This window comes from Streptomyces sp. PH9007 (assembly GCF_059813725.1).
Genome location: NZ_CM187440.1, coordinates 3,928,766 through 3,954,128 on the forward strand (window position 1 = coordinate 3,928,766; position 25,363 = coordinate 3,954,128).

Annotated in this window: 27 protein-coding genes and 1 pseudogene; 12 read left to right on the forward strand and 16 right to left on the reverse strand. The window is 70.7% G+C overall.

The window, feature by feature from the left end:
* The first annotated feature begins 115 nt into the window (after positions 1-115).
* Positions 116-472, forward strand: a complete 357-nt coding sequence (locus tag ACTFAP_RS18090) for a YciI family protein (RefSeq protein WP_400010208.1) — start codon at positions 116-118, stop codon at positions 470-472.
* Positions 473-489: 17 nt separating this feature from the next.
* Positions 490-1,719 (forward strand): RNA polymerase sigma factor, encoded by a 1,230-nt coding sequence (locus ACTFAP_RS18095; protein ID WP_400010206.1) that lies wholly within the window; start codon positions 490-492, stop codon positions 1,717-1,719.
* Between the two features lie 41 nt (positions 1,720-1,760).
* Here ACTFAP_RS18095 and ACTFAP_RS18100 read toward each other — a convergent pair whose 3' ends face one another.
* Positions 1,761-2,012: a GNAT family N-acetyltransferase gene (locus tag ACTFAP_RS18100; protein ID WP_500466851.1), complete on the reverse strand. Its 252-nt coding sequence runs from the start codon at positions 2,010-2,012 to the stop codon at positions 1,761-1,763.
* 715 nt (positions 2,013-2,727) lie between these two features.
* On the opposite strand from ACTFAP_RS18100, the gene ACTFAP_RS18105 reads away from it, so the two are divergent.
* On the forward strand, positions 2,728-3,375 hold the full coding sequence (locus ACTFAP_RS18105; RefSeq protein WP_500466852.1) for a dihydrofolate reductase family protein: 648 nt from the start codon (positions 2,728-2,730) through the stop codon (positions 3,373-3,375).
* A gap of 67 nt (positions 3,376-3,442) precedes the next feature.
* On the opposite strand, the gene ACTFAP_RS18110 is transcribed toward ACTFAP_RS18105, so the two are convergent.
* Entirely contained in the window at positions 3,443-5,164 is a 1,722-nt protein-coding gene (locus ACTFAP_RS18110) for a protein-arginine deiminase family protein (RefSeq protein WP_500466853.1), read from the reverse strand.
* A gap of 120 nt (positions 5,165-5,284) precedes the next feature.
* Here ACTFAP_RS18110 and ACTFAP_RS18115 point away from each other — a divergent pair, with 120 nt between their 5' ends.
* From ACTFAP_RS18115 to ACTFAP_RS18125, 3 genes and pseudogenes are all read left to right on the forward strand, one after another.
* Positions 5,285-6,382, forward strand: a complete 1,098-nt coding sequence (locus ACTFAP_RS18115) for a sensor histidine kinase (protein WP_500466854.1) — start codon at positions 5,285-5,287, stop codon at positions 6,380-6,382.
* Positions 6,379-7,020 (forward strand): response regulator, encoded by a 642-nt coding sequence (locus tag ACTFAP_RS18120; protein WP_500466855.1) that lies wholly within the window; start codon positions 6,379-6,381, stop codon positions 7,018-7,020. The genes ACTFAP_RS18115 and ACTFAP_RS18120 overlap by 4 nt, the downstream gene beginning before the upstream one ends.
* 185 nt (positions 7,021-7,205) lie before the next feature.
* A pseudogene (locus ACTFAP_RS18125) lies at positions 7,206-8,050 on the forward strand (IS5 family transposase).
* Positions 8,051-8,065: 15 nt separating this feature from the next.
* On the opposite strand, the gene ACTFAP_RS18130 reads toward ACTFAP_RS18125, so the two are convergent.
* The 3 genes from ACTFAP_RS18130 to ACTFAP_RS18140 are packed head-to-tail and all read right to left on the reverse strand — an operon-like array spanning position 8,066 to position 10,058.
* Entirely contained in the window at positions 8,066-8,404 is a 339-nt protein-coding gene (locus tag ACTFAP_RS18130) for a hypothetical protein (protein ID WP_500466856.1), read from the reverse strand.
* Positions 8,405-8,413: 9 nt separating this feature from the next.
* Positions 8,414-9,244: a M55 family metallopeptidase gene (locus tag ACTFAP_RS18135; RefSeq protein WP_500466857.1), complete on the reverse strand. Its 831-nt coding sequence runs from the start codon at positions 9,242-9,244 to the stop codon at positions 8,414-8,416.
* Between the two features lie 10 nt (positions 9,245-9,254).
* Positions 9,255-10,058 carry an SDR family NAD(P)-dependent oxidoreductase gene (locus ACTFAP_RS18140; protein WP_500466858.1) on the reverse strand — a complete coding sequence of 268 codons (804 nt, stop codon included), beginning with the start codon at positions 10,056-10,058 and terminating at the stop codon, positions 9,255-9,257.
* Positions 10,059-10,130: 72 nt separating this feature from the next.
* Here ACTFAP_RS18140 and ACTFAP_RS18145 point away from each other — a divergent pair, with 72 nt between their 5' ends.
* The gene (locus ACTFAP_RS18145) at positions 10,131-10,718 is read left to right on the forward strand and encodes a TetR/AcrR family transcriptional regulator (protein WP_500466859.1); all 588 of its coding nucleotides are present in this window, start codon (positions 10,131-10,133) and stop codon (positions 10,716-10,718) included.
* 66 nt (positions 10,719-10,784) lie between these two features.
* On the opposite strand, the gene ACTFAP_RS18150 is transcribed toward ACTFAP_RS18145, so the two are convergent.
* The 7 genes from ACTFAP_RS18150 to ACTFAP_RS18180 all read right to left on the reverse strand — a co-directional run bounded on the left by ACTFAP_RS18150 (position 10,785) and on the right by ACTFAP_RS18180 (position 16,147).
* Positions 10,785-11,999, reverse strand: coding sequence for a methyltransferase domain-containing protein (locus ACTFAP_RS18150; RefSeq protein ID WP_500466860.1), 1,215 nt, complete (start codon positions 11,997-11,999; stop codon positions 10,785-10,787).
* Positions 12,000-12,238: 239 nt separating this feature from the next.
* Positions 12,239-13,087 carry a helix-turn-helix domain-containing protein gene (locus tag ACTFAP_RS18155; protein ID WP_500466861.1) on the reverse strand — a complete coding sequence of 283 codons (849 nt, stop codon included), beginning with the start codon at positions 13,085-13,087 and terminating at the stop codon, positions 12,239-12,241.
* Between the two features lie 12 nt (positions 13,088-13,099).
* Complete coding sequence (locus ACTFAP_RS18160) at positions 13,100-13,627, reverse strand: DUF6879 family protein (protein ID WP_500466862.1); 528 nt, start codon at positions 13,625-13,627, stop codon at positions 13,100-13,102.
* Between the two features lie 148 nt (positions 13,628-13,775).
* Entirely contained in the window at positions 13,776-14,300 is a 525-nt protein-coding gene (locus ACTFAP_RS18165; RefSeq protein WP_500466863.1) for a DUF6879 family protein, read from the reverse strand.
* 46 nt (positions 14,301-14,346) lie between these two features.
* On the reverse strand, positions 14,347-14,871 hold the full coding sequence (locus tag ACTFAP_RS18170; protein ID WP_500466864.1) for a DUF6879 family protein: 525 nt from the start codon (positions 14,869-14,871) through the stop codon (positions 14,347-14,349).
* 129 nt (positions 14,872-15,000) lie between these two features.
* On the reverse strand, positions 15,001-15,207 hold the full coding sequence (locus tag ACTFAP_RS18175) for a DUF397 domain-containing protein (protein ID WP_500466865.1): 207 nt from the start codon (positions 15,205-15,207) through the stop codon (positions 15,001-15,003).
* 1 nt (position 15,208) lies between these two features.
* Positions 15,209-16,147 carry a helix-turn-helix domain-containing protein gene (locus ACTFAP_RS18180; RefSeq protein WP_500469487.1) on the reverse strand — a complete coding sequence of 313 codons (939 nt, stop codon included), beginning with the start codon at positions 16,145-16,147 and terminating at the stop codon, positions 15,209-15,211.
* Positions 16,148-16,295: 148 nt separating this feature from the next.
* Between ACTFAP_RS18180 and ACTFAP_RS18185 the strand changes: the two genes are divergently transcribed.
* Complete coding sequence (locus ACTFAP_RS18185) at positions 16,296-16,712, forward strand: ATP-binding protein (RefSeq protein WP_500466866.1); 417 nt, start codon at positions 16,296-16,298, stop codon at positions 16,710-16,712.
* A complete protein-coding gene (locus tag ACTFAP_RS18190) occupies positions 16,709-17,059 on the forward strand; it encodes a hypothetical protein (RefSeq protein WP_500466867.1) in 351 nt (116 codons plus the stop codon). The genes ACTFAP_RS18185 and ACTFAP_RS18190 overlap by 4 nt, the downstream gene beginning before the upstream one ends.
* Positions 17,060-17,165: 106 nt before the next feature.
* Here ACTFAP_RS18190 and ACTFAP_RS18195 read toward each other — a convergent pair whose 3' ends face one another.
* From ACTFAP_RS18195 to sdhC, 4 genes are read right to left on the reverse strand one after another with little or no spacing between them, the layout of a single operon-like run.
* Complete coding sequence (locus tag ACTFAP_RS18195) at positions 17,166-17,945, reverse strand: succinate dehydrogenase iron-sulfur subunit (RefSeq protein ID WP_390117727.1); 780 nt, start codon at positions 17,943-17,945, stop codon at positions 17,166-17,168.
* A complete protein-coding gene (gene sdhA / locus ACTFAP_RS18200) occupies positions 17,945-19,699 on the reverse strand; it encodes a succinate dehydrogenase flavoprotein subunit (RefSeq protein WP_500466868.1) in 1,755 nt (584 codons plus the stop codon). Before sdhA ends, ACTFAP_RS18195 begins: the two co-directional genes overlap by 1 nt.
* 22 nt (positions 19,700-19,721) lie before the next feature.
* Positions 19,722-20,183 (reverse strand): succinate dehydrogenase hydrophobic membrane anchor subunit, encoded by a 462-nt coding sequence (locus ACTFAP_RS18205; RefSeq protein WP_390117723.1) that lies wholly within the window; start codon positions 20,181-20,183, stop codon positions 19,722-19,724.
* A gap of 6 nt (positions 20,184-20,189) precedes the next feature.
* Positions 20,190-20,570, reverse strand: a complete 381-nt coding sequence (gene sdhC / locus ACTFAP_RS18210; RefSeq protein ID WP_078635258.1) for a succinate dehydrogenase, cytochrome b556 subunit — start codon at positions 20,568-20,570, stop codon at positions 20,190-20,192.
* A 213-nt stretch (positions 20,571-20,783) separates the two neighbouring features.
* Here sdhC and ACTFAP_RS18215 point away from each other — a divergent pair, with 213 nt between their 5' ends.
* The 3 genes from ACTFAP_RS18215 (at position 20,784) to ACTFAP_RS18225 (ending at position 25,237) form a co-directional block, all read left to right on the forward strand.
* Positions 20,784-22,385 carry a family 20 glycosylhydrolase gene (locus ACTFAP_RS18215; RefSeq protein ID WP_495681540.1) on the forward strand — a complete coding sequence of 534 codons (1,602 nt, stop codon included), beginning with the start codon at positions 20,784-20,786 and terminating at the stop codon, positions 22,383-22,385.
* A 401-nt stretch (positions 22,386-22,786) separates the two neighbouring features.
* On the forward strand, positions 22,787-23,467 hold the full coding sequence (locus tag ACTFAP_RS18220) for an RNA polymerase sigma factor (RefSeq protein ID WP_500469488.1): 681 nt from the start codon (positions 22,787-22,789) through the stop codon (positions 23,465-23,467).
* A 186-nt stretch (positions 23,468-23,653) separates the two neighbouring features.
* Positions 23,654-25,237 (forward strand): acyl-CoA mutase large subunit family protein, encoded by a 1,584-nt coding sequence (locus ACTFAP_RS18225; RefSeq protein ID WP_500466869.1) that lies wholly within the window; start codon positions 23,654-23,656, stop codon positions 25,235-25,237.
* The last annotated feature ends 126 nt before the right edge of the window (positions 25,238-25,363 follow it).

Here is a 25,363-nt window from a genome sequence, read left to right on the forward strand (position 1 = left end):
CGGAAAAGCCGCCACAGAAAAAAATACGGGCGCGGTGTCGATCCGGCCCGTCCCCGTTCGACGTAAGGGTGAGGGCAGGGAAAGACCCCGCCCACCGATCGATCCAGGAGCCACTATGCCCCGCTTCATCACGCTGATCCGCAACGACGAACAGAACATCCCCGCCGACGGCTTCCCCGCCGACTTCGGGGCACGCATGGGGGCGCTCCTGGAGGAGATCACCAAGGCCGGGGTCATGCTCGACACCGCCGGGCTCACCCCCACCTCCGAGGGCACCCGCGTGACCCTGTCCGGCGGCAAACTCACCTACACCGACGGGCCGTTCACCGAGACCAAGGAAGTCATCGGCGGCTACTCGATCATCCAGGCCAAGGACAAGGAGGAGGCGCTGTACTGGACCAAGCGCTTCCTGGAGATCCACCCCGACGTGTGGAACATCACCGCCGAGGTGCGGCAGATCACCGAGAACTGATGGTCTGATGGGTGGCCGTGACGGAACCACGCGTGACGGCCACCATCGAGGCCGCCTACCGGATCGAATCCCCGCGGGTCATCGCCGCCGCGGCCCGCATCGTGCGCGATGTGGGCATCGCCGAGGAGATCGCGCAGGACGCGCTGGTCGCCGCCCTCGAACAGTGGCCGGAGTCGGGCGTCCCGGACAAGCCGGGCGCCTGGCTCACGGCCACCGCCCGGCGCCGGGCCATCGACCTGGTACGCCGCAAGGAGACGTACGCGCGCAAGCTCGCCGAGGTGGGCCGGTCGCTGGAGGACACCACCCCGCCCCCGGACCCGCCCGATCCGGAGAACATCGACGACGATCTGCTGCGGCTGATCTTCACTGCCTGCCACCCCGTGCTGCCCACGGCCTCGCGCACCGCCCTCACCCTGCGGCTGCTCGGCGGCCTGACCACCGCCGAGATCGCCCGCGCCCTGCTGGCCGCCGAGCCTGCCGTCGCCCAGCGCATCGTGCGCGCCAAACGCGCCCTCGCGACGGCCGGGGTCGGCTTCGAGGTGCCGTACGGCGAGGACCGCGCCGCCCGGCTCTCCTCCGTCCTGGAGGTCATCTACCTGATCTTCAACGAGGGGTACACGGCCACCGCCGGGGACGACGTGGTCCGCCCCGCCCTGTGCGAGGACGCGCTGCGGCTGGCGCGGGTGCTGGCCGCCCTGATGCCCGGGGAACCCGAAGTGCACGGCCTGGCATCGCTGCTGGAGTTCCAGGCCTCCCGCATCCCCGCCCGGACCGGACCGGACGGGGCGCCGGTGCTGCTCGCCGACCAGAACCGCACCCGCTGGAACCGGCCCCTCATGCGGCGCGGCGCCGACGCCCTGGCACGCGCGGGCGGCGGCGGCCCGTACGCGCTGCAGGCCGCGATCGCCGCCTGCCACGCCCGGGCCGCCCGCTACGAGGACACCGACTGGGCGATGATCGCCACGCTGTACGGGCGGCTGCTGACCCTCACCGGCTCCCCGGTGGTGGCGCTCAACCGGGCGGTGGCCGTCTCCATGGCCGAGGGCCCGGCGGCCGGTCTGGCCCTGGTGGACGCGCTGCGCGAGGAACCGGCCCTGAAGGACTACCACTTGCTGCCGAGCGTGCGCGGCGACCTGCTCGCGCGGCTGGGCCGGGACGCGGAGGCCCGCGAGGAGTTCCGCCGCGCCGCGTCCCTGACCCACAACGAACGGGAACGGGCGCTGCTGCGGGAACGGTCCGCCCGCTAGACCTGCGGCGACGCCTGCTGTCGGATCCGCCGGCCGCCCCGCTACCTGCTCGGTCGCCGCAGGCGGACGCTGAGCTGGGCGCCGAGTTCGGCGAAGCCCAGGGCCGCAGCCACCCGCCGGGACGCCGGGATCCGGGCCCGCCACTGCGGCAGCAGCCCGGCCGCCAGCGCGTGCGCGGCAGCCGCCGAACCCGTCGCCCTGGCCAGGCCCCGCCCCCGGTGGCCGGGCCGGGTCAGCACACCGATGTGCGCGGCGCCCCCGGCCCACCGCCGGTAGCCCGCCGCGGCCACCACCGTCTCGCCGTCTGAGGACGACGAACGCGGGCGAGGTGATCCGCCCCAGGTCCGCCTCGTCCGCGTCCTGCGCACCCGACTCCCGCTCCAGCTCCTCCACCGCGGCGTGCCGGGCCGGGAGATGGACGACGGCAGGCCCGCCGTCGCCCACCGGCCGGAAACGCGCGGCGTCCAGATACGCCAGCGCGGCCGGGCCGAGCAGCTCGGCCACCGGCAGGACACGGCGTACGGCCGCCGGGTCGACGGCCGCCCCGGCGGACAGCGGAGCGAGGGCGGCCCGTACCGGCGCGGCCCACGTCTCCTCCGGAACGGTCGCGATCACCGCCCCGCCGACCGCCACCACCCCGGCCCAGCCGGGCGGGCACAGGCCCGACGCGGGCGAGAGCACCACCTGCGGCCCCTGGGCGGCGGGGCGGAACGCCACCGGCACACCGGCCAGCGACTCCCAGACGGCACGGGCGGCGGTGAGCAGCGGCGGATCGATCGGCATGCCCCGATCCTGGCACGCGTGGCTGCGCCCCCTCCGAGCGGCGGCGTTCGTCCGTCGCACCGGCCGCCCGGTCGGTCACCGGAGATGACGCCGCATGCCCGGGGCCGTCCGCCGTCCGCCGTCCGTGCGGGCGAATGGCCCATTTCGAACGGGGACGGGCGCTGCGATGAGTCCGCACCGTCCCGGAAGTCCCACCATCAGGGTCCGACACCACAGGAGGAACACATGGCTCAGCTGCTGAGAGTCCAGAACTTCGGCGTCTCACGTGACGGGATCGCCGCCGGCGAGGACCAGAGCTTCGAGCGTCCGTTCGGCGGCGCCGTGGACCCGGGGGAGCTGTTCGCCTGGGCCACCGCCACGGCGAGCTGGCCCAACCGCACCGATCCCGGAGGGAGCAGGGGCCTGGATGACTACTTCACGCGGGACTTCTCGCACAACATCGGTGCCGAGATCATGGGCCGCAACAAGTTCGGGCCCCAGCGCGGCCCCTGGACCGACCACGAGTGGCGCGGCTGGTGGGGAGAGGAACCCCCGTTCCACACCCCGGTGTTCGTGCTGACCCACCACACGCGTCCTTCGTTCACGCTCTCCGACACCACCTTCCACTTTGTCGACGCCGACCCGGCCACCGTCCTGGAGCAGGCACGGCAGGCGGCGCAGGGCAAGGACGTCCGGCTCGGCGGCGGGGTCACCACCGTCCGGGAGTTCCTGGACGCCGACCTCGTCGACACGCTGCATGTGGCGGTCTCACCCATGGAGGCCGGGTCCGGACTGCGCCTGTGGGAGTCGCCCGATGAGCTGCTCGACCGCTTTCACCTGGAGGTCGTGCCCAGCCCGAGCGGCGTGACGCACCACCTCTTCTGGCGGAAGTGACCGGACCCCGGCGCCGGCCGAGGGGCGGCGGGGGCGGCGCAGGACCACCCCGCCGCCCCTGCACGCCTCACCCCTCCTCGCTCCACCACGGCCCGGCGCCCGTCGTGTCCCGCAACGCGTTGGTGACGCAGTGGATTTCACCGCCGACCGTGCCCACCGCGTGCGCGTAGTCCCACTCCTCGACCCACGCCACGTCCCCGGCCCCGGCCGCCGCGAAGGCCGCCTCGGTCTCGGCCTTGACCGCCGCGTCGTGTGGTTCGGGGGCCAGGAAGGTACCGGCCCCGGTCTGCACGCCGTTCGCCACGGCGGGCAGGGCGTTGGCGACGACGTCCTGGCGCGGATAGCCGGGGATCACCAGCCGCTCGAAGAGGGCGGGCACCCGCACGATGTCCTCGTCCGTCAGGCCGAGTTCGTCCTCGAACAGGTCGAGCGCCGCCTCGATGCCCCGCGCCGCGATCCGGGTCCCCGCCAGGACCTCCGGGTCGTCCGAGCCCGTCAGTTCCAGGCCGCGTTCCGGGTCGGCGACCAGCGCCGCCCAGCCGCGCGCGGTGTCCGCCGGGACGAAGGACAGGAACTCGTCGATGTGGCCCACGCCCAGCCAGCTGGTGTCCACGGCCAGCGGACGCTGCTCGCGCTGCGCTTCCAGCAGCCGCAGGAAGTCCGCGTCCGGCGCCGCGTCCCCGCCGTCCGATCCGTACAGCACCCGGCCCGCCGGCGTCCCCGCGTCCGGCGGTGTGACCAGGAAGTTGCCGGTGGAGCTGAATGAGCCCCACAGCTGGCTGCGTTCGTCGTCCCCGACCCGCCCGGCGTCGTACTCCTGGATCACCGCCGTACCGGGGCCGCCCAGCACCGTGTACGCCGAGCGCCCCGCGTCGCGCAGCGGGAAGTCGGCGGTGCTCCCCTCCGGCATCACATCGGCCGAGCGCAGCAGCACGTTCATCCGCCGCACCTCCCCGTCCGGGCCCGGTACGGCGAAGTAGCCGGTGATGAACTGGTCCCGCATCCACCGGTCGCCGCCCGTCGGATACTCCAGCAGGTGCCCGTTCAGCCCGGCCGCCTCCAGCGCGGCGCTCAACTCCTCCCGGAAGACCTCCTCGCCGTCCTCGACCGGCTCGGCGGGCGATTCCGGGTCGTAGCCGTGCCGTTCGGCGTCCTCGGGCGTGGTCCCGTTGTCGCTCATCACCATCCGGTCGATCGGCAGCAGATCGTGGGTGAGGATCAGCGGCGCGGCCCGCAGCGCGGCGTGCGCCCGCTCCGTGCGCCCGCCGTCCACGACGGTGAGCGCGACCTCGATCCCGCCGTCCCACACCGCCGGGTCGCGCACCAGATCGGTGGCCTCCAGGGCGAGTTCGACGCCATCGCGCAACTGCGCCGCGCTCAGCCGCTGCTCGGCGGGCAGCACGGTGTACGAGGTTCCCTCCCGTACGAACAGCCGGGTGTACGGGGCCGACGCGGGATCGACCCGGACCGTGCCGTACGCCCCCTCGCCGAGCCCCGACAGCGCCCCGATCCGCAACGGGGCCAGATCCAGGGCGTCCAGCGCCCCGTTCACCTCCTCGTCGGCGGCGTCGTGGCAGGCCGCCAGCGCGTCGTCGGTGAGCCGGGCCCCGTCCTCGCCGAGGGGCGGGCAACGGTCGGCGCTGTCATCGAGGTTGGGCATGACGTACGGGACGGCCGCCGTCAGCGTCACCGTGGAACCGGGACCGCCCGCCGACTGGCAGCCGGTGAGCGGGATCAGGAGGGCGGCGGCCGTGCTCGCGGCGACGGCCAGCCTCGCGGTGCGTCTCATGATCCCCACCCTGGGCGAGCGACACCGCCCGGCGGATCGGCCACCGGACAGAGACCGCCGCGCCCGCGCCTCTGCCGTTCGGCAGAGGCGGCGCCTCGCGCACGCCCGTACGCTGGCCCGATGCGCGGGTGGACGGTTGTCGAAGGCGTACGAGGGCTGGTCGCGGCCGGGTTGACGGTCGTGGCCCTCCTCGCGCTGCCCTCGGCCGGACCGCTGATCGTGCTCCCGGCGGCCCTGGCGGCCGGCACCGCCCTCCTGGCCCGGCCTCTCCACGTGGCGGCCCCGGCGGTGGTGGCGGTGGTGTCGCTGGCCGCGACCGCCGCCTACCGTGGCCCGGCGGGCAACGCGGTCGGCCCCTGGTGGCTCCTGGAGACGGCGGCCCTGCTCGCGCTGACCGTGCCGGCGGCCCGCCGCGGCCTCCGGCACGCCGTACCGCCGGCGCTGGCCCTGACCGCGCTGCCGCTGCGCGTCGGCCTCCACCTCGACCCTCCCTCGCCCGCGGCTGAACTGGTCGTCATCTGCCTGCTGGCCGCCGCCGCCTCCGGTGCCGCCGTCGCCGCCGGCCACCACTTGCGGGCCCAGAACGCCCGCCGCGCGCAGGCGGTCCGCGAGGCCCGCCGGGCGCAGCGCATCGCGCTCGCCCGCGATCTGCACGACTTCGTGGCCCATGAGGTGAGCGGCATGCTGGTGCAGGCCCAGGCCGGCCAACTCGTCGCCGCGGGCGACCCGGACGCGGCGATGGCCGTGCTGCGCCGCATCGAGGCGGCGGGGCTGCGCGCGATGGACACCCTGGAGGACACGGTCCGCATGCTCGACGCCGACGCCGGCGAGAACTCCGGCCCGACCGCGCCCGGCGCGGTGCTCGCCGAACTGACCGCCGCCGTCCAGCGGTACGGCTCCGCCACCCTGGACCTGGACCCGGCCGTCCGTGACGTGCCGCCCTCCGCCCACCGGCTGGTGACGGAGGCGCTGACGAACGTACGGCGCCACGCGCCCGGTTGCGGCGATGTCCGGGTGACGGTGGCACACGGGGGCGAGGGCCTGACGGTGCGGGTCCTCAACCCCGCCCCGCCCGCCGCCACCGTCCCGCCCGCCACCGGAGCCGGTACCGGACTGGCCGCCCTGCGCCGCCGCCTGGCCACCGAGGACGCCACCCTCACCGCCGGCCCCACCCCGTCCGGCGGCTGGCACACCACGGCCGTGTGGGGTGGCGCGTGACGATCCGCGTGCTGATCGCCGATGACCAGGACCTCGTACGGCACGGGTTCCGGATGGTCGTCGGGGCACAGCCCGACATGTGCGTGGCGGCGGAGGCGGCGGACGGGCTCGCCGCCGTGGCGGCGGCCCGCGAACTGCGCCCCGACGTGGTGCTGGCCGACATCCGGATGCCCGGCGTGGACGGACTGGAGGTGGTGCGGCGGCTCGCTCCCGAAGGCCACCGGGTGATCGTGGTGACCACGTTCGACGACGACGCCTACCTGGGCCCGGCGCTGCGCGAGGGCGCCGCCGGCTATCTGCTGAAGCGTTCGGGGCCGGCCCTGCTGGTGGAGTCGATCCGTGCGGCGATGGCCGGGGACACGCTCATCAGCCCCTCCCTGACGGCGCGCCTGCTGCGCGGACTCCCGGCGCCCCGCCCCGCCACCGGCCCCGACCCCTCGGTGCTGACCGCCCGCGAGACCGAGGTCGTACGCCTTGTCGCCCGGGGACTGAGCAACGGGGAGATCGCCACGGCGCTGAGCATCGGCCTCGGCACGGTCAAGACCCACGCGGCGGCGGCCCAGCGCAAAGTGGGCGCCCGCAACCGCGTCGGCGTCGCCGCTTGGGCCTGGGGCGCCGGGGTGGTGGAGGGCACCTGAACAGGGCTGTCGCGGCAGGGGACGCCGCTCCTGGGATCGCGGCCATGTCAGCTCGCAGGATGCTGCGGGCCACCTTGCCCGACACCTAGCAGGACCGAGGGGGCAGGCCGTGTGGACGTTCGCGCCCCGCCGGGCGGCCAGCGGCTAGGCCGTTTCCTGCGGATCATCGGATCGTTGGTTGATGTGTGTCGTTGACTGATGCCCAGTGGGCGAGGATCGAGCCGTTGCTGCCGGACCGGACACCTCGGCGGGGAGGGCGGTGGCGGGATCACCGCCCGGTGATCGACGCGATCGCCTTCAAATACCGCACCGGGACGCCGTGGATGGATCTGCCCGAGCGCTTCGGGTCGTGGAAGGGCGTCCACAACCGGCTGCGGTGCTGGGCCGCCGACGGCACCTGGGAGAAGGTCTTCACCGCCCTGCTCGCCCAGGCCGACGCCGAGGGCGACATGGACTGGGTCATCGCGGTCGACTCCACGATCGTCCGTGCTCACCAGCACGCCGCCGGGGCCCGCAAAAAGGGGCCCCGGCCGGCGAGCCGGACGACCATGCCCTCGGACGGTCCCGCGGCGGACTGACCACCAAGATCCATCTCGCCGCCGACAGCCGCTGTCGGCCCCTGGCCTTCGTCCTCACCCCGGGCCAGGCAGGGGACGCACCCGCGTTCGCCCAGGTCATGAACCAGTTACGGGTGCCCCGGCCGACCGGCCGGCCCCGGACAACACCGGAGATGGTCCTGGCCGACAAGGCTTACTCCTCACGCGCTATCCGGGCCCACCTCCGTCGGCGCGGAATCCGGGCAGTCATTCCCGTTCCCGCTGACCAGGCAACCAACCGCAAACGACGCGGCAGCCGGGGCGGCCGCCCGCCCGCGTTCGACCGAGAGGCATACAAGCAGCGCAACACCGTCGAACGCTGCATCAACAAACTCAAGCAATGGCGCGGCCTGGCCACCCGATACGACAAGACCGCCACCATCTACCAGGCCGCACTCCACATCGCCGCCATCCACACCTGGTCAGCACGATGATCCAAAAGAAACGGCCTAGTCCTTGGGGTCGAGCAGTTCGAGGGCGCCTTCGAGTGCGCCGTCGGCCGCGCCGGCCTTGAGCGCGAAACGTACGGGGGCGAGCGGCCGGCCCGCCGGGTCACTGTGGTGGGCGCGGGCCGCTTTCTCCGCTGCCCTGAGCGACTTCACGGCGTACGTCAGCAGACGCCGCAGCTCCTTCGGATCCGCGACGGCGACATCGCCCAGCTCGGCGGAGCAGGCGAGGACCTTCTCGGCCAGCGCCTCCAGTTCATGGGGGCGGGGGATGGTGTCGGGCCCGATGGACTTCAGCCGGGCGTGCACCTGGCGCAGTCCGGCTATGGTGTCAACGGTCATTCCGTCACCTTACGCGGGAGTGATGTTGCCGAGCTGGGCGATCAGCAGCGCCAGCCGGTAGGCCTCGGCGAAGTCGGCGGCGGAGTACGCGATGGTCCGCCCGCCCCCGACGCGGGTGACGCCCGGCACCAGCATGGCCAGATCGACCGTATGGGCCCGGCTCAGGTCGATCTCGACATCGACCGGACCCTGCACCCGGAACGGCGTCACCTCACCCCGCCGCGCCACGGCCTTCGCGGCGGCGGCCCGCAGCCGGTCCCGTGCCTCCTGCGGGTGCAGTGCGACGGCGGCGCCCTGGGCGAGCGCCCGCTTCACCTCGACGGTGACCGTCTCGGGCACCAGCTCACGCACCTCGGTACAGGCCACGTCGTCACCGCTGAGCAGCACCACCGGCACCCCGAGGTGCCCGGCCATGGCGGCGTTCAGCCCGATCTCCCCGAGGGAGAGCCCCGCCACCCGCACATCCAGGATGATGCCGTTCATGGTGTGCGCGATCACGGCGGGACCGGACCCGGCCCGCCCGTGGTACCCGACGAACAGCACCGCGTCGGTCTGCGCGTCCAGCCCGCCGAGCATCCCGAACGGCCGGGGCTTCCCCCGCACCAGCAGGGCCCGCCGGTCGAGCTCCTCCGGCAGCAGGTTCCGGAACGACCCGTGCGCGTCGGCCACCCACACCTCGGCCCCGGGCTCGCCCTCCAGCACCCCGTCGATCACGGCGTTGACCTCGGCCGTCATCGTCGTACGGGCCCGCGTGTAGTCGTAGCCGTCCGTGTGCGTCTCGGAGGCGTGCACGACCCCCGAGATGCCTTCCATGTCCACAGAGATCAGTACCTTGGTCACCCGCCCGACCTTACGCCGCGGCCCCGGAGGACCGGGCCGAGATGGCCCCGCTGAGCAGGACCGCACGCCGTCGGGTGGTGAAACGGGGGAGCCTCACCACGAGCGCGTTCAGACGGCCCGACTGCACGCTCGGTCGCCGGCCGCGGTCGAGTGCGCGCATCGCGGTCGCGACCACCTGTTCGGGGGTCTCGTACGAACCCTGGTGGGCCCCGCTGCCCAGGCCGTCGAAGAACTCGGTGCGGGTGAGGCCCGGGGCGAGCGACAGCACCCGCAGGCCGGTACCGCGCGACTCGTGCCACAGCGCCTCGGTGAAGCTGAGGACGAACGCCTTGCAGGCGGCGTAGACCGCCATCGCGGGAACGGGGGTGTACGCCGCCATGCTCGCGACATTCACGAGAACGCCCCGGCCGGAGTCGCGGAGCGGTTCGATGAACGCGCGGGTGAGATCGACGAGGTTGGCGACATTGACGTTCATCTCGTCGGTGAGGCGGTCCGGGTCCTCCTCGTGGAAGGGGCCGTCGGTGCCGAAACCGGCGTTGTTCACCAGACCGTCGACCGTGATGCCCTGCCGGGCCAGCTCGGCGGCCAGCCGCCGGCCCGCGCCCGGCTCACTCAGGTCGAGGGGTATCGCGGTGGCACGCACGCCGTGCCGCGTCCGCAGCTCGGAGGCGAGTGCCTCCAGGCGGTCCTGCCGCCGGGCGACGAGGACGACGTCGGAGCCGCGGCGGGCGAGTTCGCGGGCGAAGGCGGCACCGATGCCGGAGCTGGCACCCGTGACGATCGTGGTCTGCCCGGAGAAGCTGATCGGAGTCATGGCTGCACCGTACGCAATACCTTGCACTCAGTGCAAGACAATGCATTCGATGCAGAGACCTAGACTGCGTGCATGGCCGACACCCCCACGCTCCGCGAGCGCGCGCGCCGCGCGGCGCGCATGGAAATCACCGCCAGCGCGGTACGGCTCTTCGCGGAGAACGGCTTCGAGGCGACGACGATCGACCAGATCACCGCCGCGGTCGGCATCTCCCGCCGTTCGTTCTTCCACTACTTCGGCAGCAAGGAAGACGTCGTCCTGGGCGACACCGAGGCGCTCGGGGAGTCGGTACGCGCCGCGCTGGAAGCCCGTCCGGCCGACGAGTCGGCATGGACCGCCATCAAGGAAGCGTTCCTGGTGCTCCAGCAGAAGGCGGGCACCCTGGAGGAACAGCTGATCCTCGCCCGCATCCACCACGAGGCGCCCTCCCTGCGCGCCCGGCACCTGGAGAAACACCTGCGCTGGCAGGAACTGCTCGCCCCCGACGTACAGCGCCGCCTCGGCCTGCCCGCCACGCCGACCCCGGACCCCCGCGCCCTGGCCTTCGTCGCCGCCGCGCTGGCCTGCCTCGACGCCGCCCTCGACGCGTGGTACCGCTCCGGCGGAGCCGACGACCCCGAGCGCCTCTTCGACGAGGCGGTCGCCACCCTCCGCGCCTAGAACACGGAGCGCGCCCGCGCCGGGCATGGGGAAACCGGCCCCCCGGAGTCGGCCCCGCCCGCCGGATCAATCCCGAACCCCGGCCCCGAATGTCGGCAGCGGACGCGTGGGATCGCCGATCCAGGGCCGGCTTGTTCCGTCACGGCTGATGGTGAGCCCGAAGGAGTTCAACTGCGGGGCTCCTTGCCCCCGCCACCACTCCAGCGCCGCTGCCACCTCGTCCCACAGTCGGCGCGGCCCGGACTGGTAGACGGTGGCCTTGTCCTTCCCGTCCTGGAAAAGGACCGACGCCCACGACCGTGACCCCTCGGCCATGTCGAAGAACCACAGCGTCGACTCGCCATCCTCCCCGGCGTTCAGCACATGGGCGCAGTCGGGCACGCACAGCCCCAGCACGAACCGCGCCCCGCGGAACCGCTGCCCTTCGCCCAGATCGGAGAGGGTCACGCTGGTGGCGGACTCGTCCGCGTCTCCCGGATACTCCCGGACATGCCGGCCGAACCGCCCCCAGTCCAGGCGCTGCGCCCGCAGCTTCATGAACTCCAGCGGGCGCAGGAACGGCCCGCTCGCGGTCCCGTCCTCGGCGACGGTCAGCCGTACCAACGCGTCCTCGTCGCAGTAGTGCGTCCCCCACGGGGCCACGATCAGGCCGCCCGGCCGGGTCTGTCGCACCCACGCCGGCGGGAACTCCCGTACCCCGGCCGTGACGATCACCCGGTCGTACGGCGCCCGCGCAGCCCAGCCGTCCCGGCCGTCCGCGCACACCACCTCGGGATACAGGCCGAGACTGCCCAACTTCGCCCGCGCCCGCGACGCCACCCGCTTGTCCACCTCGACGGAGACCACGTTCCGATCGCCCAGCCGCGCGGACAGCAGCCCGGCGTTCCAGCCCGTTCCCGTCCCGATCTCCAGCACCCGGGCACCGGGAACCACATCGAGGTCGCCGAGCATGCGCGTCACGACGGACGGCATGCTCGCCGAACTGGTCGGCACCCGGCCCGGCCCGGGCCCCGGGTGCTGCCCGTCGTCCCACTGCGTGGTGACGGGAACATTGGCGTAGGCCGCACGTTCCCACGCCACCGGATCCGTCCGCCGGTCCACCGTCCTGCTCCGGCCGGTCTCCATCTCGTACGGCCACATCAGATCCGGCAGAAACACCTCACGCGGCACGGCCTCGAACGCCCCGGCCCACTCCCGCTTCATCGCACCGGTGCGCAGCAGGAACCGCGTCAGTCCTTCAAGGGGACTGACGCGCTCCCTTCGATCAGGATGTCCGGTCACTTCCGGTGATCTCCATCGCCCTCGGGCGAACCACCATCGGGTGACGGGGGACCGGATGGAGGGGTCCACGGCTGACCGGGCAGCCCGTCCCCGTTGTTGTCGTCACCGGGCTTGTCGTGCTTTCCCATGGTGTTGCCTCCCACGTGTCGCCGCGATCCCTGCGGATCGCGTACCCATGCCTTGACGGTAGGGAGGTACGTGACCCAGTTCCCAGGCGATTGCGGGCGATTGCGCGGTCATCACCCGAAGGAGGAAATCGCCGATCTGATCAGTGCACGAGCCTTGGCTCCGTACACGGCGGTGTCGGCCAGCATCAGAAACGTATCGGCGTACGCCTTGATTTCCCCGGGCTGGGTCAAGGTCAGATAGCCGGACACCAACTCGACGTTGACCCGCGCGGTATCGAAGATCCAGAAGCCCTCCACCGGCATCCTTCGCCGACCCAGGGCCGAGGGAATGACCCCGAGACTGACGTTCGGCAGGGTGCAGATCAGCAGCAGGTGCTCCAACTGATCCCGCTGTGTGTCCGCACTGCCGAGCCCGCTGCGCAACACGGATTCCTCCACGAGGGCCGCGAACCTCCGATGTCCCTCGTAGAGGACGTACTGCCGTTCCATCCGCACCGCGACCGCTTCCGCGACATCGTCGATCGGCACCCGCCGGCGCTGGACCCCGCGCAGCACATCCTCGGTGTACCGGTACGTCTGGAACAGCCCGGGAATGAGGCCGGGGGAGTATGACCGGAACCACCGAGTGCGCTCGAAGAGCGGGAGGACCGTCTCTTGTGCCCGGCGCAGCCCGGTCCGTTCCATCCGGTGCCAGTGAATCCACATGCCCTCCACAGCACGGAGGGCGGCGATGAGGTCCTCCGTCTGCTCGTCGGCACCGCATGCCCGGCACCAGGAGCGGATGTCATCGGCAGAGGGAGAGGTCTTCGCCGTCGCGATCCTGGACACCTTGGAGGGGTGCCAACCACACGCAGCGGCTAGTGACTTGCCGTCCAGTCCGGCGTCCTGGCAGATCTCCCGCAAACGGCCGGCAAGGACTTTCCGGGCCGCCTGGGCGTTTGAAGATTCGGAGGCGGTCATGGCGGGGCCCGATCAGCTCGGTTCGTACTCGTGATGCGGCACGGCGCGCTCCCACACCGCTTCGAATGCGGTGGTACACAGCCGGGCGACGGCGGGGTCCTCGGACAGGTCCGTGTGGACCCACCGGCCGGAACCGTCGAAGACATTGAACTGCACCAGCCGATCGTCGAACAGCCAGAAATCATTCCCGGGCAGGGCGAGATCCGACGCCTGTCGCCGGGGAAGCCAGCGGATCTGCTCCCCTGCGGCGATATTGGTGAACGTTCCGGAGTGCTCGTAACGGATGTAGTCGCTCACCGGCTCCGAGATGATCCGGGCGCGGCGCAGAACCACACCCTTACGGGCCACTTCCTGGACCAGGCCGAGCCACGGCCGCCACCACGAGTCGCGTTCCGCCGGATTGAGCCGGTGGCCCTTTCTCCAGGCCGCGAAGCCTTCGATCTCACTCTCCACACCGTAGGCATCGCGCATCTCCAGATGCACCGCCGATTTCCGCGTTGACCGCAGCAGGTCCGCGAAGCTCGTCAAACTCTGCGACATCAGGCTCCTTGCGCAGGACGGTTGTGTCGGTTGTGAAGTGCGCCCCGCCCTTTACCCTCCGTACCGCTGGGTGTCGCGCCACGGGGGCTCGGAGCAGGGCTCGGCGAGGCGTGGGGCAGCTCCGTGGTTGCTTCCGCCTCGCAGGTGTTCAGAGGTGGGACTGGTGGTGCGGCGTGGCACGTCGCCACACGGCGTCGAACGCGGTCGCGCACAACCGTGCTATATGGGGACGCTGATCCAGCTCGGGGCCGGCGGAACCGCCGTCCCCGGTGAAGTGGTTCCAGATGATGACGCGCTCGTCGAAGAGCCAGAAGTCGTTCCCAGGCAGGGGGATATCCGAGGCCATGCGGCGCGGGAGCCAGCGGATCTCTTCGCCTGCGGCGATGTTCTGGTAGGAGCAGCCATGCTCATAGCGGATGTAGTCGCTCACGGGTTCCGAGACGATGCGGGCCCGACGGATCGAGACGCCTCGGGCAGTGGCGTCACGAACCCACGTGTGGAAGTCGTTCCACCATGCAGCGGGGTCGGGGCTCGGCCGCCAACCCGATCGCCATTTCGTGAACTCTGCCGCCTCCTCGTCAACGCCATAGCCGTCGCGCATTTCGAGGTGGACGGCCGAATACCTCGTCCGGGCCAGCAGTTCAACGAACTCCGCGCCGGTCCGGGACACCATGTACCTCCTTTGAGCGCGCACACCAATACCGGACGCTCGGGCGGGGTCACACGCCGAGGGTCTTCACGTATTCCGCGAAGGGCACGGCGTGCTCCAGAGCGATCCGCTTCCACTCCTGGTAGGGCTCCGGGCTGCCTTCGTACGTCTCGCGGTTGATCTGGGTGCCGTCGGGGCGGAAGTTGAGGTGGGCGATGCGGGTGCCGTCGAACATCCACCAGTCCTGGCCGGAGAGCGGTAGGCCGTAGCTTTCGGCGGTCACGTCCAGCACGCGGATGTCCTCGCCGGCCGCGATGTTGCCGGGGATGCCCCAGGCGAACTGGTATCGCTGGTAGCCGGTGAGCGGCCGGCGCACGATGCGGACTCGGCCGATGCGTCTGCCAGAGGCAACGAACCCCTGTACGCGCTGGTGCCAGCGGGCGTTGTGGTCGGCGGGTTTGGTCTCGCCCCGCTGGAACCGGGCGATGTTCACCTGCTCAGCGGGCATGGTGTAGGTGGGCTGCGCCTCGAAACGCCACGCTTCCTGCTCGAAGGAGTCGAAGAAGCGCTGCCACTTTTCGCCATCCAGGATCACTGGCGGGCTCCCTTGAATGTGCAACTTGTGGATCTGGGGCAGGTCCCTGCTTAAACAGGGCGGTGCAAGCACTCCGGGAGAGTCCATTGCCACCCGGCGTCGCTGAGAGGGTCGGACTCTTCTTCTCCGCTACTCACGGCCGCTCTTGAGATCGGCTAGGAAAGCGGCCCAGGCTGGGGTGGGGATCAGTGCCGCGGGTACCGTCCGGTCCTTGGTGTCCCGGACCGCGACTCCCTGCCTGTCGGTTACCACCGCGACCTCGACACAGTTGCTATTGCCTGCGGTGTAACTGCTCGTGCGCCAGTTGGCGGCGTGGAGATCGTCCCGCATTTTCATCTCAGTCCAGTTCCTTCTCGATACGTCGCACCAGGTCGCGGCTATCCTCCTGCGACAGTGCGGCGGTGGACAAGCTGCGGAACTGTCGGTTGAGCAACCGAAGAACCATCGGGCTGTCCTTCAGCGTGGTGGCGCTCTCCGCAGACTCGGTGAAGGCCACATCCGCGTCAGAGTCGGCGTCGGTCCCGAACAAGCTGAAGCCGCCGGTTACGGCAGCCTTCGCACCAGCCGTGAACGGGATGATCCGAATGCTGACGTGCGGCAGTTCGGCTGTCTGTGCCAGCTTTTGGAGCTGGGCCCGCATCACCTTGGCGCCACCGACCTGGAGGCGGAGCGCGGCCTCGGTCATCACCCCCTCGAAAATGAGGGGTTCGTCCTCGGTCAGCCGCTGTTGGCGGCGCATTCGCACGTCGACGAGGCTGTCCACCTGGTTGGGACCGAGTGATGCGTATCCACCCTCGGTGACCGCGTGGGCATAGTCCTGGGTCTGGAGCAGTCCAGGGATGAGTAGCGATTGATACTCGGCACCACGTGCCGCTTCTGCTTCGTACGCGATGTACTCGCTGTAGTTCACGGTGAGAACGTCGCTGTACGCGTGCCACCACGGTGGCACCCGCTGTTTGCCCCGGATCATGTACTCGGTGAGCCTGGCACGCTCGTCCTCATCGACCTCGTACAACTCCATCAGGGCCTCGAAGTCGCGCCGTGTCACTGATCGTTTGCCCAGTTCGAAGCGGCTGACCTTGGTGGCGTGACACCTGAGATGGGCCGCGACATCCTCGGTCGTCAGACCGAAGCCGTCTCGTAGCAGGCGAAGCTCCCCGCCGAGTTTGCGTCGTGCGGTCAGCGGACTTCCGCTGGCAACGACCGCCATTTCCACCTCCGTTGAGTCAAGGCGCAGTTGAGCGTAGCGCGCGGTCCTGCCCATTTGATCGGCCATCACTCCATCAAGTGAATGCGATGCCAAGTTTTGGCAGGCTGCCATTCTATGGCTTGACGTCCGGCTGGGACTCTGAACATCATGAACCCGCTGACGCAGCGCACTTGCGATGTCACACGAGGTCAGCCGACTCGGGCAGGGAGGCCCCATGACGAGTTCCGTGCGAGCCGCGTACGGCCAGAGCGTGTATGGACAGTCCGTGATGGCCCGCCCCATAGAGATCAAGCACTGGCGGTCCGTGGTCGGAGATGTGCTGACGATGTGGGGCGGGTCTCGGGACGCCGTGGATCTGGTGCGGTTGGGGGTCAGTGAGTTGCTCGGCAATGTGGCGAAGCATGTCGAGAACCCGCGCTGCTATCTGCGGATGACGCGGATCGGGGTGGAGGTCACGGTGCAGGTCTTCGACCGGTCGGTGCGGTTGCCGGTGCTGGGGCACCGGGCGCCCGCCTGGGACGCCGAAAGTGGGCGCGGGTTGTGGATGCTGCGGGAGATGGCGTGCGCGTTCGGGTGTGAGCGGACCGTTCGGTGCGCCGGGAAGATCGTCTGGTTCCGGTGCGCGCTGTGAACGTCTCGACGCAGGTGTGGGTGCAGACCGACGTGATCTCCGGGTGGGCGGAGGAGGGGGAGTGCCTGATGTGCGGTCGGGGTGAGGTACTGGTGATGTGGCTGGGACCGGTCGTCGGGTTCGGGCGGAGCCGGCCGTTCCATGCCTGCGAACCGTGTGCGGTGCGGCTGGCGCGGTGGGTGCGGGGGGCTGAGCCCGAGCCCTGTGAGCCGACCGCCGCCACGCACGGGGCGTCGGGGTTCGCGCGGGGGTACGAGACCGCCGTCAACGCGGTCGCGGCCGTGACCATCGCCGGGGTGCTGTCCCTCAGCGGTGTGGCGGCCGGGTTGTGGCTGGGGGCGCGGTGACGCGGCCGGTGGTCCGGAGCATGGAACGGGCCGGGCCCGGCGTCCACAGGGTGTGGATGCCGGGCCCGGCCCGTCACGGTCGAACGGCTCTGCCGTCCCGCTCAGCTCAGAAGCGGCGGGTGATCAGGGCCTTCTTCACTTCCTGGATGGCCTTGGTGACCTCGATACCGCGCGGGCAGGCGTCCGTGCAGTTGAAGGTGGTGCGGCAACGCCACACACCGTCGCGGTCGTTGAGGATCTCCAGGCGCTGCTCGCCGCCCTCGTCCCGGGAGTCGAAGATGAAGCGGTGCGCGTTGACGATCGCCGCCGGGCCGAAGTACTGGCCGTCGTTCCAGAACACCGGGCACGAGGAGGTGCACGCGGCGCACAGGATGCACTTGGTGGTGTCGTCGAACCGCTCGCGGTCCTCGGCGGACTGGAGCCGCTCGCGGGTGGGCTCGTTCCCCTTGGTGATGAGGAACGGCATCACGTCGCGGTACGCCTGGAAGAACGGGTCCATGTCGACCACGAGGTCCTTCAGGACCGTCAGACCCTTTATCGCCTCGACCAGGACCGGCTTGGTGGCCACGCCGTCCTTGATCTCGGTGATGTCCTTGATCAGGGTCTTGCAGGCCAGCCGGTTGCGGCCGTTGATGCGCATCGCGTCCGAGCCGCAGATGCCGTGGGCGCACGAGCGGCGGAACGTCAGGGTGCCGTCGTTCTCCCACTTGATCTGGTGGAGGGCGTCCAGGACGCGCTCCTTCGGATCGATGCGGATCTCGAAGTCCTGCCAGCTCGCCTCGGCCGAGACCTCCGGGTTGAACCGGCGGATCCGGAAGGTGACGGTGACGAGGTGACTCGCGTCCTGCCCGGGGGAGGACACCTTGTCCAGTGTCGGGGTGGCCATCAGTACTTACGCTCCATCGGCTGGTAGCGGGTGACGACGACCGGCTTGTAGTCCAGCCGGATCGACTCGTTGCCCTCGGCGTCGACCTCGCGGTAAGCCATGGTGTGCCGCATGAAGTTGACGTCGTCGCGGTCGGGATAGTCCTCCCGGTAGTGGCCGCCGCGGGACTCCTTGCGGGCCAGCGCGGAGACGGCCAGGACCTCGGCCAGTTCCAGGAGGTTGCCCAGCTCCAGGGCTTCGAGCAGGTCGGTGTTGAACCGCCGGCCCTTGTCCTGGACCGAGACGTGCTTGTAGCGCTCGCGCAGGGCCGCGATCTCCTCCACGGCCTCCTTGAGCGTTTCCTCGGTGCGGAAGACCATGGCGTTCTTGTCCATGGTCTCCTGGAGTTCGCGGCGGATGTCGTGCACCCGCTCGGTGCCGGTGGACTCCCGCATCCGCTCCACCTCGGTGGACACGAACTGCTCGGGGTTCTCCGGCAGGTCGACGAAGTCGGCGGTGGCCGCGTACTCCGCCGCGGCGATGCCGGCCCGGCGGCCGAAGACGTTGATGTCCAGCAGCGAGTTGGTGCCCAGACGGTTCGCGCCGTGGACCGACACGCAGGCGACCTCGCCCGCCGCGTACAGACCGGGCACGACGTCCGTGTTGTTCGCCAGGACCTCGCCCTCGATGTTGGTGGGGATGCCACCCATCGCGTAGTGCGCGGTCGGCTGGATCGGGATCGGGTCGGTGTACGGCTCGATGCCCAGGTAGGTGCGTGCGAACTCGGTGATGTCCGGCAGCTTCGCGTCCAGCTGCTCCGGCGGCAGGTGGGTGAGGTCCAGGTAGACGTGGTCGCCCTCGGGGCCGCAGCCGCGGCCTTCCCGGATCTCGGTGTAGATCGAGCGGGAGACGACGTCACGCGACGCCAGGTCCTTCATGACGGGCGCGTACTTCTCCATGAAGCGCTCACCGTCCTTGTTCCGCAGGATGCCGCCCTCGCCGCGCGCGCCCTCGGTGAGCAGGATGCCCATCTTCCAGATGCCGGTCGGGTGGAACTGGAAGAACTCCATGTCCTCCAGCGGCAGTCCGCGCCGCCACGCCGCCGCCTGGCCGTCGCCGGTCAGGGTGTGGGCGTTGGAGGACACCTTGTAGAACTTGCCGTTGCCGCCGGAGGCGAAGACGACGGCCTTCGCCTGGAAGACGTGCAGCTCGCCGGTGGCCAGCTCGTAGGCGACGACGCCGGCGGTCTTCTTGACCCCGTCGACCTCGGTGAGCAGCAGGTCCAGGACGTAGAACTCGTTGTAGAACTCCACGCCCTCCTTGACGCAGTTCTGGTACAGCGTCTGGAGGATCATGTGCCCGGTGCGGTCGGCCGCGTAGCAGGAGCGGCGCACCGGCGCCTCACCGTGGTTACGGCTGTGCCCGCCGAAGCGCCGCTGGTCGATGCGGCCCTCGGGGGTGCGGTTGAACGGCAGGCCCATCTTCTCCAGGTCGAGGACGGAGTCGATGGCCTCCTTCGCCAGGATCTCGGCGGCGTCCTGGTCGACCAGGTAGTCGCCGCCCTTGATGGTGTCGAAGGTGTGCCACTCCCAGTTGTCCTCCTCGACGTTGGCGAGGGCGGCGGCCATGCCGCCCTGCGCCGCGCCGGTGTGGGAGCGGGTGGGGTAGAGCTTGGTCAGTACGGCGGTACGGCTGCGCTTGGTGGCCTCGATGGCCGCGCGCATCCCGGCGCCGCCCGCACCGACGATGACGGTGTCGTACTTGTGGATCTGCATGTGTTCGTCAGCCCCGGTGCGGTCAGGTGATGTTCGGGTCGAAGGTGAAGATCACCAGCGTGCCCAGCAGGACGGTGAAGACGGTCGCCGTGTAGAGCAGCATCTTCAGCCAGAAACGGGTGTTGTCCCGCTGCGCGTAGTCGTTGATGATCGTCCGCAGCCCGTTGGCGCCGTGGAGCATGGCGAGCCACAGCATGATCAGGTCCCACGCCTGCCAGAACGGGGAGGCCCAGCGGCCGGCCACGAAGGCGAAGCTGACCTTGGAGACGCCGCCGTCCAGCACCAGCTGGATCAGCAGGTGGCCCAGCACCAGGACGACGAGCAGGATGCCGGACAGGCGCATGAACAGCCAGCCGTACAGCTCGAAGTTGGTGCGGGTGGCCTTGGGCGTCTTGCCGGTGCGGGCCCGGGGCGGCTCGATGACCGGGGCGGGGTGGTCGGCGTCGTACCCCTCGTCCACGGTGATGGAATCAGTGGAAGACATCGTGCATCAGCTCCCGAACAGCTCACGGAAGGCGTGCGAGAGGACGGGGTACGCGGCCCCCGCCATCAGCACGACCCAGACGCCCACCACGGAATACAGCATGTGCTTCTGGTAGCGGGCGCCCTTGTTCCAGAAGTCGACGGCGATGACGCGCAGGCCGTTGAGCGCATGGAAGAGGACGGCGGCGACCAGTCCGTATTCCATGAACGCGACGAGCGGCGTCTTGTACACGGCGATGGTGTCGTCGTAGGCGTCGGGGGAGACGCGCACGAGTGCGGTGTCGAGGACATGAACGAACAGGAAGAAGAACACCAGGACACCGGTGACTCGATGAGCCACCCATGACCACATGCCTTCCCGGCCGCGGTACAGCGTTCCTGCCGGCACGGAAGAACCCTCCGAAGCGATTCGGGGCCTGCGGCGGCACTCCTGTCTGTCGAAGGGTCTCCGTCGGGCCCGGCCGGGTACGGTCCACCGGCCGCCCGCCATGCTATCGACGGGGGGACCCCATGTCGGACGCGGGGTCTAGGGTGTGATCAATCGCGCATTGATCTCATCCTTTCGCGTGACGCATCTGCTGATCCGGTTACCGTCGTGTGTATGAAAAGCACGGTATGGCGGATATGGGCGATTGTCGCCGTCGTGGGGCTGATAGCCACCGCGACGGCACTTGTCGTCACTCAGCGGTCCGATGGCGGCGACACCGCCTCGGACCATCCGGACCCCACCCAGACCTCCCCCGCGGCCAATCTTCCCGACCCCGTACTGGCCGACGGCCCCACGGGCGACCTGCAGACCGTCCCCCAGGTCACCACCTGGGAGCCGGCCGACGGCCCCGGCTGGGCCCCCTCCGACACCACCCGGGTGGTCACCGAGTCCGGCTCGGACGCCACCGGCGCCGCCGACCGGCTGGCCGACGAGCTCTCCGTGGACCGCGCCGACGACGGCGCCCGCGCCTCGGACGTCCTGCTCACGATTGACCCGAACGCAGGAACGGGCCCCGAGGGATATTCCCTCACCACCCGTGACCACCAGGTCACGATCACCGCCGAGACCGGGGCCGGCGCCTTCTACGGCACCCGCACCCTCGTGCAGTCCGTGCGCGCGGACGGCGGCCTCCCCGAGGGCTCCGTCCAGGACGCCCCCGACCGCGAGCAGCGCGGCCTGATGCTGGACACGGCCCGGAAGTTCTACTCGGCCGAGTGGATCGAGGAACGGCTGCACGAGCTGGCCGACCTCAAGCTCAACGAGTTCCACCTGCACTTCAGCGACGACCAGGGCTTCCGCATCGAGAGCGAGAGCCACCCCGAGATCGTCTCGCAGGAGCACCTCACCAAGGACGAGGTCACCTCGATCGTCGAGCTGGCCGAGTCCCTGCACATCACCGTCATCCCCGAGATCGACTCGCCGGGACACCTGGGCGCGGTGCTGGACGCCAACCCCGACCTCCAGCTCAAGCGGGCGGACGGCTCGGTCTCCGAGGGCGCCATCGACATCTCCAACCCCGACTCCGCCGCCCTCATCGACGATCTGCTGCGCGAGTACGCCCCGCTCTTCCCCGGGGAGTACTTCCACGTCGGCGGCGACGAGTACCCGGCGCTGTACTCCTCCGACCCCGAAGCCACCTACCCGAACCTGGCCCGGGCCGCCGAGGAGCAGTACGGGGCGGGGGCGACCGTACGGGACCTGGCCACCGGCTGGATCAACGACCGCGCCGCGACCGCCCGCGATCTTGGCAAGACCCCGCAGGTGTGGAACGACGGCATGCACGCCGGCGGCAAGGTGCAGCCCAGTGAGGACCGGCAGGTCACGTACTGGACCGGCCGCGAGATCGGCGCCCGCGAGCCGCAGGAGTACCTCGACCAGGGTTTCCCGCTGATCAACCTCAACTCGGCCTATCTCTACTACGTGCTCGGCGAGCCCAACGAGTTCACCTACCCCACGGGTGAGGCCATCTACAACGAGTGGACGCCCGACGTGGTGCGCGGATCGACCGCGCTGCCCGAGGGCGAGGGCGGCCCGGAGCACGTGCTCGGCGCCCGCTTCGCGATCTGGTGCGACCTCGCCGACGCCCAGACCCCCGAGCAGGTCGCCGAGGGCATCCGGCTCCCGCTGGCCGCCATGGCGCAGAAGACCTGGCACGCCGGGGAACCCAGCGGCACCTGGACGGAGTTCACCCAGCGGGTGGATAACGTCGGATGAGTGTGGGCTAGTCTCGGGCCCGCAAGAAAATGATCATGGTCGGCGTGCCGGGCGGACCGCCCGGGGCACCGATGGCAGCCAGGGCCGCCACCCCCCACAGGAGAGGCCCCGGCTGCCGCGGCGGACCCACGCCTGGCGGGGCTCGGGTCCGCACCTCGTACAGCGTGCAACGGCCGGTTTCTGTTACCGAGCGGATACGTACAGATGCGCCATGGACTGAGCAGCACGGGACGCGTAGCGTTCGGTATCCACAGCGCACAGTTACCAGCTCTGGAAACAGAACGGCGAAGAGTGCGGCGTGGAGGCCGCTAAGGGGGGCCGGAGTGCAGGCGCAGGTTCACTCGCAGGAGCAGGTTCACGAGCAGGTGGGGGAACCACGGCGGCGACCCGACCGCGCGGCGGTGGCGGACCGCCGGCTCACCGCCGCGGTGCAGGCCGCGCAGGAAGGTGACGAGAGCGCCTTCCGCCAGGTGTTCCACGCGGTCCATCCACGGTTACTGGGCTACGTGCGCACCATGGTCACCGGGCCCGACGCCGAGGACGTGACCGCCGAGGCGTGGCTGCACATATCCCGGGACCTGTCGCGCTTCAGCGGCGACGCCGACCGGTTCCGCGGCTGGACCCACCGGATCGCGCGCAACCGCGCCCTGGACCACCTGCGGGCCCGCGGGCGGCGCCCCCAGGAGTGCGGGGTGGAGGACGCCGGACTGATCGAGCTGCCGGCCGGGGTGGACACCGCCGAGGCCGCCATGGAGGCCGTCGCCACCTCCCGGGTCTTCGACCTGGTCGCCACCCTCCCCAGGGAGCAGGCGGGCGCCGTCGTGCTACGCGCCATGCTGGGCCTGGACGCCAAGCGGGCCGCCGTCGTGCTGGGCTGCCGCCCCGGCGCGGTGCGCACCGCCACCCACCGGGGGCTGCGCCGGCTCGCCCAACTGGTCGCCGAGCGGCCCGAGCACGAGCCGGCGGGCGCCGCGCTGCCCGCCTCCCCGGCTGCTCAGAAGGCCAGGGGAGCGTCCTCGGCGGCCTCCGGGACACCCGCCGTTCCGGCCCCGGTAACGAAATCCGAGCGCGCGGCGCAGTAAGAGGCAGGCCGACTGGTCATCGGCCCCGGGCCGACCCGAGGTCCCCCCCGTACCTCTGGGTAGGCCCCTCGCGCGGGCGGGGTAGCTTTCCCCCTAGCCCCGTCCGCGCACTCTCTCCTCCTCCACGCCGCTCCGCCCCCTCCGGCTCCTTCCCCGGGCGGCGCACCGCTCGTTAAAGTCCCTGGCATGACGCGTGAGTCTGAGTCGGGCAAGCCGATCGAACCGGTATACGGCCCCGAAGCTCTCAAGGGCTGGGATCCAGCCGAAAAACTCGGCACCCCGGGCAGCTATCCGTACACCCGCGGTGTCTATCCCTCCATGTACACCGGCCGGCCGTGGACCATGCGCCAGTACGCCGGTTTCGGCACCGCCACCGAGTCCAACGCCCGCTACCGGCAGCTGATCGCCAACGGCACCATGGGCCTGTCCGTCGCCTTCGACCTGCCCACCCAGATGGGGCACGACTCGGACGCCCCGATCGCGCACGGCGAGGTCGGCAAGGTGGGAGTCGCCATCGACTCCATCGACGACATGCGGGTCCTGTTCGACAGCATCCCGCTGGGCGAGGTCTCCACCTCGATGACCATCAACGCCCCCGCCGCGCTGCTCCTGCTGCTCTACCAGCTGGTGGCGGAGGAGCAGGGAGTGCCGCCCGAGCGGCTCACCGGCACCATCCAGAACGACGTGCTCAAGGAGTACATCGCCCGCGGCACCTACATCTTCCCGCCCAAGCCCTCGCTGCGGCTGGTGTCGGACATCTTCCGCTACTGCAAGGCGGAACTGCCCAAGTGGAACACCATCTCCATCTCCGGCTACCACATGGCCGAGGCCGGGGCGACGCCCGCGCAGGAGATCGCCTTCACGCTGGCGGACGGCATCGAGTACGTCCGCACCGCCGTCGCCGCCGGGATGGCCGTGGACGACTTCGCGCCCCGGCTGTCGTTCTTCTTCGTGGCGCGCACCACCATACTGGAGGAAATCGCCAAGTTCCGGGCCGCGCGCCGGATCTGGGCCCGCGTGATGCGCGAGGAGTTCGGCGCGCAGAACCCCAAGTCGCTCATGCTCCGCTTCCACACCCAGACCGCGGGCGTCCAGCTCACCGCGCAGCAGCCGGAGGTGAACCTGGTGCGGGTCGCCGTCCAGGCGCTGGGCGCGGTGCTCGGCGGCACCCAGTCGCTGCACACCAACTCCTACGACGAGGCCATCGCGCTGCCCACCGACAAGTCGGCCCGCCTGGCGCTGCGCACCCAGCAGGTGCTCGCGTACGAGACCGATGTGACCGCCACCGTCGACCCGTTCGCCGGCTCCTACGTCATGGAGTCGATGACCGACGACGTGGAGAACGCCGCCGTGGAGCTGCTGGAGCGGATCGAGGAGCGCGGCGGCGCCGTCGCCGCCATCGAACAGGGTTTCCAGAAGACGGAGATCGAGCGCAGCGCCTACCGGGTCGCCCTGGAGACGGACGCGGGGGAGCGGGTCGTCGTCGGCGTCAACCGCTTCCAGCTCGCCGAGGAGGAACCGTACGAACCGCTGCGCGTGGACCCGGCCATCGAGGCGCAGCAGGCCGCCCGGCTCGCCGCGCTGCGCGCCGAACGCGACCAGCCGGCGGTGGACGGCGCGCTGGCGGCGCTGCGCGCGGCGGCCCAGGACCCGGAGGCGAACGTCCTCTACCCGATGAAGGAGGCGCTGCGCGCCCGCGCCACGGTGGGCGAGGTCTGCAACACCCTGCGGGAGGTGTGGGGGGCGTACATCCCCTCGGAGACCTTCTGAGGGCGCCGCGGTGTGGCGGAAGCTGTGCGGGAGGTACGGAAGTTGCGCGGACGTGGCCCGGCCGCGCCGTGCGGGAGCACGGCGTGCCGGTCGATAGGATCCGATGCCTGACACCCGCTCACGAAA